7 protein-coding genes and 1 riboswitch are annotated in these 7,715 nt (G+C 63.7%); of the genes, 4 read left to right on the top strand and 3 right to left on the bottom strand.

Annotated features, from left to right (window positions below; all coding sequences use genetic code 11):
* Positions 1 to 896 (bottom strand): hypothetical protein (locus HJY11_RS07650; RefSeq protein ID WP_208075394.1); only part of this gene is annotated, 896 nt, incomplete at its 3' end.
* Between the two features lie 217 nt (positions 897 to 1,113).
* Here HJY11_RS07650 and HJY11_RS07645 point away from each other — a divergent pair.
* Positions 1,114 to 2,304, top strand: coding sequence for an RNA polymerase sigma factor (locus HJY11_RS07645; RefSeq protein WP_208075393.1), 1,191 nt, complete (start codon positions 1,114 to 1,116; stop codon positions 2,302 to 2,304).
* Between the two features lie 238 nt (positions 2,305 to 2,542).
* On the opposite strand, the gene HJY11_RS07640 is transcribed toward HJY11_RS07645, so the two are convergent.
* Together HJY11_RS07640 and HJY11_RS07635 are read right to left on the bottom strand one after the other, a co-directional pair.
* Entirely contained in the window at positions 2,543 to 3,112 is a 570-nt protein-coding gene (locus tag HJY11_RS07640) for a folate family ECF transporter S component (protein ID WP_368041558.1), read from the bottom strand.
* Positions 3,113 to 3,303: 191 nt separating this feature from the next.
* A riboswitch (THF riboswitch) is annotated at positions 3,304 to 3,400 on the bottom strand.
* A 61-nt stretch (positions 3,401 to 3,461) separates the two neighbouring features.
* A complete protein-coding gene (locus tag HJY11_RS07635) occupies positions 3,462 to 4,403 on the bottom strand; it encodes a radical SAM protein (RefSeq protein WP_368041557.1) in 942 nt (313 codons plus the stop codon).
* A 374-nt stretch (positions 4,404 to 4,777) separates the two neighbouring features.
* Here HJY11_RS07635 and HJY11_RS07630 point away from each other — a divergent pair, with 374 nt between their 5' ends.
* The 3 genes from HJY11_RS07630 (at position 4,778) to HJY11_RS07620 (ending at position 7,618) form a co-directional block, all read left to right on the top strand.
* Positions 4,778 to 4,981, top strand: a complete 204-nt coding sequence (locus HJY11_RS07630; protein WP_208075391.1) for a DUF4177 domain-containing protein — start codon at positions 4,778 to 4,780, stop codon at positions 4,979 to 4,981.
* A 320-nt stretch (positions 4,982 to 5,301) separates the two neighbouring features.
* Positions 5,302 to 6,012 carry an ABC transporter ATP-binding protein gene (locus HJY11_RS07625; RefSeq protein ID WP_208075390.1) on the top strand — a complete coding sequence of 237 codons (711 nt, stop codon included), beginning with the start codon at positions 5,302 to 5,304 and terminating at the stop codon, positions 6,010 to 6,012.
* Positions 6,005 to 7,618: a hypothetical protein gene (locus HJY11_RS07620; RefSeq protein ID WP_208075389.1), complete on the top strand. Its 1,614-nt coding sequence runs from the start codon at positions 6,005 to 6,007 to the stop codon at positions 7,616 to 7,618. The genes HJY11_RS07625 and HJY11_RS07620 overlap by 8 nt, the downstream gene beginning before the upstream one ends.
* The last annotated feature ends 97 nt before the right edge of the window (positions 7,619 to 7,715 follow it).

The raw sequence follows: 7,715 nt of genomic DNA, 5'->3' as shown, positions 1-7,715 counted from the left end.
GCCTCCGGGTGGTTGTTTTTCACCGTGGAGCGCACCGTCACCACGTCCCCGTCCTTCAGGGCCATCTTCTCCGCGTCGGTCATGGTGTTCCCGTCTTCGTCCAAAAGCTCGGTGCTCACGAACTGCGGCTGGTAGTGGGTGTATTTGGCGGAGGAAAAGGTGCCGCCAACGCTGTACACCCTGTCCAGGCCATCGTGGTTGGCCTTGGGCCAGCCGCACTCAGCAGTGAACGAAAAGTTGGCTTTGTCGTGTCCCGTCTTGGCGGTTTTATAGCTGCAGGTCGTCCCCCCAAAGTCAATTGTCATCGTTTGGGTAGCAGCGCTGTATTTGATCGTAAAGGCCTGGCGACCGTTGAGCAGGTCTGGCGAAAGGGCCTCCGAAGCGTATGCACTCATATCTGAACCGTGCGGATAAAAGCCGATTGTATTGGTGTTCCCGATTAAGTGTCCCACCCGTGAAAAGAAAATATAGGGTTCAGCGGGGGTCCCTACCTGCGCAATAAGGGAAGCATAGGTCATCTTATCGATGTACTCAACTGAAAAAGAGCTGACAAACTCCCAGTCAGCTTTCAGAGAGACCATATTTTTGCTCGTAACCGAACTGATGCAACCGTAATCGTTGGGAAAAGCTGCTGCCCAGTGCGGGGTAGTCTCGCTGGTGTCCGCCAGGTACATGTCGTTGCCCGACACATACCCGCCGGAAAAGCTGTTCTTGTTGTAGGTGAATATATCCAGCAGGTTATCGCTTCCCACAAATTCCGAGGAGCTGTCGCCGCCGGGGGCTTCCCCCTCTCCCTCGGCCAGGGCCGAAACGGGGGGCAACCCCAGACAGAGGGCCGCCGCCAAACCCAGCGCCGCAAGCCGCGTGGGCAGCCCCCGCCATTTTTGTTTCTTCATTGTCTGCTCTCCCCTTTGTTTCCATTATTTTTCTGTCGCCTGTTCGGGGGGTGTTGCCGCCCGCTGCCCAGCCCGCACCGGGGCTTTGTGGGCGGCATATTTCCCCCCTCTTTTTTCTAAGAGAGGGGACCGGCGAAAAAGTGGTCACAACTTGAAAAGAAAATTTTATTTGTTACAATGGGGAAAACCGACTTGTCGAAAAAAGGGGAAATAACAGGTGAAAAAGGCAACACACGGGCAGCTTGCCCAGTGGCTGGAAGGGGCCCGCCAAGGGGACGAAGCGGCCTTTCGCGCCCTCTACGACGCCACCGCCCCCCTGCAAAAGAGCCGGGCTTTGGGGATCTTAAAGGACCCGGAGTTGGCCGGCGAAGCGGTGCAGGAGAGCTATCTGGCCTTTTTCCGGTCGATGGGGAACATCCACTCGGGCAAGGCGGTGGTGGCCTACCTCAACAAGACCACCTACTACGCCTGCCTGGCGGTGCTGCGGCGGGAGAAGCGCCCCGCCGAGGGGGAGCAGGCCCTGCTGACGCTGGCCGAGCCGGAGGAGAACGGCCCCGAGGCCCAGGCCGACCGCAGCGACCGGCAGCAGCGGCTGCAAGCCGCCCTGGAAGCCCTTCCCCCCCGCCAGCGCCGGGCGGTGCAGCTGCGCTACTACCAGGGCAAAAAGCTGGCGGAGACCGCCCGGGAGATGGGCTGTTCCCAGAGCACTGTGCAGCGGCTGCTGCGGGAGGCGCAGGGCGCTCTCCGCGCCGCCCTGGGGGGCGGACTGCTCACCGTTTTGCCCCTGGGGGTGGCCGTGCGGGTGGCAAACCGCGCCCCCCAGCCGGGCCGCCGGGTATCCCGCTGGGCGGCGACGGCCGCCGTTTTGGGGGCGGGGGCCCTCACCGCCGCCGTCTGGCAGGCCCTGCCCCCTTCCATCCAGTCGGCAGAGGCCCAGGTGAGCGCCCCGGCCAACGCCGCCACCGTCGCCGTGCGCCTGGCCGGGCGAACGGCCCAACAGGTGCGGCTGATCGACGCCCAGGGGAACGCGGTGGACTTTGCCCCCCAGGGGAACGGCCTCTACCTGGCCACCGCCCGGCAAAACGGCGCCTACCGGGTGGAGGCGGCGGCCGGCGGCCACCTGATTACCGCCTCGGTGACGGTGGACGACCTGGACACCGAGGCCCCCGCCCTCCTCTGGGTCAAGAGGGAGGGGAGCGACACCCTGATTGCCCTGCAGGACGGCGACTCCGGGGTGGACTGGGCGTCCGCCGTCGCCTGCGCGCCCACAGGGGAGGTCTACGCCCCCCAGCCCCACGCACAGGGCGAGGACGCCGTCCGCTTTTCCCTGCCGCCGGGGCGCTACACCCTGAAGGTGCGCGACCTGGCCGGCAACTGGGCCCAGGGGCCGCTGCAGGTGCTGGGGTGACCGGCCAGAGGGGGGGGACGCGTCCCTCCCTTGCGAACAGCTGATCCTCCGCCCGGAACGCCCCCACAACCCCTCTCTCCGCCGCTGTCAAAAACGCCGCCCCCAGCAGTCTGCCGGGGACGGCGTTTTCGGCGCGTCACTGTGGGCGGTTCACACTTTCTGCCCCAACGGGGAGGCAGGGCAGATACTTCCCGCCTGCCAGGCCCGCAGGTGGTCAAAACTGGGCAGCGCCCCGCCCCTACCGGGAGAGGGGGGCCCCCATCTGCCGCACCCGCACCCGTTCCAGCAGACGAAGCATCCCGTAGAGCAGGGCGGTGTCCACCGGGAACATCACCAGCTGCTTGGTCAGCCGCACGGTGGAGATGAGGACAAAGGCCTTGCCGTAGAGGATGGAGAGAAACAGGGGGTTGAGCAACAGGTTGATGACCAGGGAGACGGTGAGCTTGGCGCAGACCGCCCGCCAGAGTTTCACCGGCTTTTTGTAGAGGTAGAGGCCATAGAGGAAGCCGGAGAGGCAGGCGTTGAAGGTGAAGCCGATGAAGTAGGGCCCATCGGGGTGGATGAGGTATTTGACGATGTCGCCGATCCCCCCGGCCGCCGCCCCCAGCAGCGGGCCGTAGAGGAAGCCGGTGGCCGCCACTGCCAGAAAGCTGAAGCCCACCTTGAGCAGCTCGGAGAGGCGAAGGGTGAAAAAGCTGAGCACCACGTTGAGGGCGGTCATCATCGACGCCCCGGCCAGGCTGGAGAGGGTTCGAAACTCCCTCGCTGCCAGCCGAAATCGGTTTTTGGTCTTGGTTGTCTCCTGCACGGGACACACACTCCTTTCTTGACAGCAGAAAGGGGCGGTGCGCCAAAGCGCGCCACCCCGTACAAGCCGGTATTGCCACATCGCGTAAAGGAGCGCCCCCGGCCCGGCCAATCTCCCCCAAAAGCAGGGGGAGCGGCCAAAGCCGGAGAATTTGTCAGGGGCGGGACAGGCCCGTCCTCCCTTCACCGTGCAGCAGCGGGATGCGGGGGCCGCACCGCAAGTTGCCTTTTCGTCCGCCCGACAACTCCCCGTTCGAGCGGCACTTAACGCGCGGTCCCCTACTCTGCTTAAGCAAGGCCAGTATAGCAGTTTTTGCCCCCCGCCACAAGGGGAATTTTGCGGCGGCCCCTCACTTCCACCGCAAAAAGCCGGGCAGGCCGCTGCCGTCAAAGGGGGGGATGAAGCTCTCCTCCGCCGTGTCCCCCTCCTGCACAAAACCCTTTTCCACCCCGCAGTCCACCGCGTAGTCCACCCACTGGTCGTACTCGTCGGGGGTGACGGTGCGGCAGAGCTCCGGCCAGGACGCCACCTGGGGGAGGATGGGGGTGTACTGGTTCATCAAACTCAAATAGACCCGGTCGCCGTAGCGCGCGTGCAGGGTCGCCGTCAGCCGCTGGGCCTCCCCCACCCGGCCGGGCAGCAGCAGCTGGCGGATGATGACCCCGCCGGTCATCACCCCCCGCCCGTCCAGCCGGGGCGGGCCAGCCTGCTCCACCATCTCGTCCAGGGCGGCTATGGCCACCCCAAAGTAGTCCCCCACCCCCGAGTAGCGGCGGGCCGTCTCGGCCGAGAGGTACTTGCAGTCGGGCAGATAGATCTGCACCTTCCCCCGCAGCAGGCGCAGGCACTCCACCCGCTCATACCCGCTGGTGTTGTAGACCACCGGCAGGCAGAGCCCCTGCGCCCGGGCCAGTTCCAGCGCCCAGAGGACGGAGGGCAGGTAGTGCCCCGGGGTGACCAGATTGATGTTGAGGGCCCCCTGCTCTTGCAGGTGGAGAAAGACCCGGGCCAGCTCCTCCTCACTGACCTCCTGCCCCTGCTGGCGGGCGCTGATGTCGGCGTTTTGGCAGTAGACGCACCGCAGGGTACAGTGGGAGAAAAAGACCGCCCCGCTCCCCGCCTGGCCCGAGAGACAGGGCTCCTCCCAGTAGTGGAGGGCGGCCCGGGCGATCTTGGGGACGGCCCCCGCCCCGCAAAAGCCGGTCTCCCCCGCCAGCCGGTTGACCCCGCAGCGCCGGGGGCAGAGCCGGCAGTGCTCGTAGAGAGGCAGATAGGGGTTTGTCCGCTCCACCTCGCCCCCTCCTTTCTCCTCGTCAAAATCTCCCCCCGTGCGCAGGGGGTGCCCTTTTGTGACACTGCCGAGCGCGCAGTGGTGTGTGGCCATGAGGCGGGGAGCAGACAAAGGTTGCGCATCTGCCCGGCCGTCCTCGGTATCACAGCTGCTTTGCGGCTATTATACCACATCCCCTCCCGCTGCAAAAGGGGACCTTTCCCCCACTCTGTTGCCGGGAGAACGGCCGTTGGTTTTTCCTCGATGGCCTTGAGAAGAGTCGGCCGATATGATAGGGTGTGGGAAAATGACAGGCCGCTTTTGGCGGAGAAATCACCGCGCGAAAAATCGCCGTTTGCCATTGGTTTTCGGCCGGCAACAGGAGGGGACAGACCGTGTATATCTACAAAACAGAAATTTTAAAGGTGGGCACAAAATGGCTTTCAGACAAGGCGGACGCAGGCGACATCGCCCTGTTGGACCAGTTGATCAACGAGAGGGCCGCCAGCGGGTGGGAACTTGTGACCTACAACTATATGGCCACGTCCATGCAGGTCAAGGGGGCCTTTGTCGTTACGTTCAAAAAGTGCGAAGGGTAGGCGAAAAGCCGCCTACAGAACTGTTTTAGGGCGTTTTCCCGGCGTTTCCCGTCTGTGGGGGAAGGGGGCTTTCCACCCGGTGGAAAGCCCCCTTTTTGACTCCCTCGGCAAAGGGCAGCCTGCCCCATTTCCCATCCGCGCACCTCTGCCGGCAGGGCCTTTCCCCTCGCCCGGCCACTGCCGCCGGGAGGGCGCGCCCTCCCATTTTGTGCGGAAAGGGGATTGACAAACAAATCACAGATATGTATCATTGTATTATTCCAGTAATACAATAGACAGATCACACCCGTGTTTCCCCCGTTGGGGGAGGAGGAGACCAGATGACACAGTTGACGCTGCAGGGAATCACCAAGTCCTTTGGGGAGAAACAGGTTCTCAAGGGGGCCGATTTTGCCTTTGAAAAGGGGAAGATCTATGGCCTGCTGGGCCGAAACGGGGCGGGCAAGACCACCCTTTTCAACTGCCTGTCGGGGGAGACCCCGCCGGACGGCGGCCAGGCGCTGCTGACCGACGAGGCGGGGAGCCGTCCCCTGGAGGAGGGGGATATAGGCTATGTCTTCTCCACTCCCATCCTGCCCGAATTTCTCACCGGGTACGAGTTTGTCAAGTTCTTCATGGACATCAACCGGGAGAAGATCCACTCCTCCATGGGGATCGACGACTACTTCGACTTGATCCGCTTTGCCCCGGAGGACCGGCACCGCCTCATCAAAAACTATTCCCACGGAATGAAGAACAAGGTGCAGATGCTCTGCTTCATCATCGCCAAGCCGCCGGTGATCCTGCTGGACGAACCCCTCACCTCCTTCGACGTGGTGGTGGCCCTGGAGATGAAAAACCTGTTGCGGGAGATGAAGGGCGAGCACATCATCGTCTTTTCCACCCACATCCTGCAGTTGGCCACCGACCTCTGCGACGAGATCGTCCTCCTCACCGGGGGCGAATTGGAGCCGGTGGAGACCTCCATCATCCACAGCCGCGAGTTCGAGGACCGGGTGGTGGAGCTGCTGAAGGAGGAAGGCCATGATTGACACCCTTCGCCAGAGCTTTCAAATCGGGGCGGCGGTGACCGGCAACACCCTCATCTACTGGTGCCAGCGCCTGCCCCTGGTGGGGAAACTCTTTAAAGACCGGCTCTACGCCGAGGGCTCCCTCAAAGACGGGGTCTGCGCCGTGGCCTTTTTGCTCAAGGCCTGCACCCAGGTGCTCTACAAGGGCCTTTACGTCTGCCTGGCCATCTGGCTGCCGGCGGCGGTGGTGATGGAGACGATCACCCCCCAGCAGCGGGTGGACGCCTTCCTCTGGTTTCTGCTGATGATGAGCTTTGTGGGGGGCGCCCTCATCAAGACCGCCATCGGGGACACCAGCGCCGTCAAGTACACCTGCGTCAAGTTGATGGGGATGCCCGCGCAGGAATACCTGCCGGTCAACGGCCTCTTCTCCCACCTGATGGACATCCTCTACCTGCTGCCCTCCACCGCCCTCTTTTCAGCCCTCGTCGGCTTTGGGGCCCTGCGGGGGCTGGTGCTGGCCCCCCTGTGGGTGGCCGCCCACCTGGTGGGGGAGCGGGTGCAGCTCTGGCTGTTTGACCGCTTCGGCCTGCTGACCCAAAAGAAGATGGCCTACCAGTGGGTGCTGATCGTCCTCATCCCCCTGGCGGCCTACCTGCCGCCCTTCCTGCAGGCTGTCCCCCCGGTGGGGCGGGTGGTCTCCTCCCCCCTCTTTTGGGCCGCCCTGCTGGGGCTGGGGGCGCTGGCTGCCCGCAGTCTCTTTCGCTACCGCAACTACCCCGCCTTTGCCCGGCAGGCCCTGCCCCTGAGCGAGGTGCAACTGGACGCCAAAAAGGCCTCCAACCAGGCCCAGTTCGCATCGGTCAAACTGCGGGACAAAGACTTTGCAGGCGACGCCCTGCAGACCGGCAAATACGACCGAAAAACGGGTTACGACTACCTCAACGCCATCTTCTTCGACCGGCACAAGCGGCTTTTCTTCCTGCCGGTCTGCCGCCGGCTGGCAGTGGTGGCGGTGGCCGCCCTCCTCTCCTTCGGCTGCCTTCTCTTCTTCCCCGAAATGGCCCGCGACCTGGGGAGCTTTCTCCCTAAGTCCCTGCCGCTGATGGTCTTTTTGATGTATCTTCTCTCCATCGGCGACCAGGCCTGCCGCGCCATGTTCTACAACTGCGACATCAGCCTGCTGCGCTATGGCTTCTACCGGCAAAAGGAGGTCGTCCTCCGCAATTTCCGCATCCGGCTGCGGCGGCTCTGCGGCTTCAACCTCATCACCGCCGGGGGGATCTGTCTCTACGTCCTCTCCTTTGGGCTGGCGGCCGGGCTGCACTGGCCCCCGCTGGACATCCTCTCCTACTGCGCCACCGTGCTGATGCTGGCCGTCTTTTTCTCGGTACACCACCTGTTCCTCTACTACGTGTTTCAGCCCTACACCGCTGAGCTGGACATCAAAAACCCCTTTTACACCCTGCTGAACACGGCGGTCTACATCGCCTGCTTCGTCTGCCTCAAGCTGGACAGCCAGCCCGCTGGCTTTGCTTTCATCGTTCTGGGGGCCACCGTCCTCTACACCGCCGCCGCCCTGGTCCTCATCTACCGCTGGGCGCCCAAGAACTTCCGGGTCAAATAAACGGCAACATCGCAAGCGCCGCGCCGCCCCATTTTGGGGTGGCGCGGCGCTCGCTTTTGGCGGGGGCGGGAGGGCGCCCCCCTTCCCCCTCTGCCTG

This window comes from Bittarella massiliensis (ex Durand et al. 2017), assembly GCF_017566145.1.
Classification (GTDB): domain Bacteria; phylum Bacillota; class Clostridia; order Oscillospirales; family Ruminococcaceae; genus Bittarella; species Bittarella massiliensis_A.
Note: the sequence above shows the minus strand (reverse complement) of the source record. Positions and strands in the feature narration are given on the sequence as shown.

What these genes read in the sequence shown, in the direction of transcription:
- HJY11_RS07620 (WP_208075389.1), top strand. Translation starts at nt 6,005, where the DNA reads ATGATTGACACCCTTCGCCAGAGCTTTCAAATCGGGGCGGCGGTGACC.
- HJY11_RS07625 (WP_208075390.1), top strand. Translation starts at nt 5,302, where the DNA reads ATGACACAGTTGACGCTGCAGGGAATCACCAAGTCCTTTGGGGAGAAA.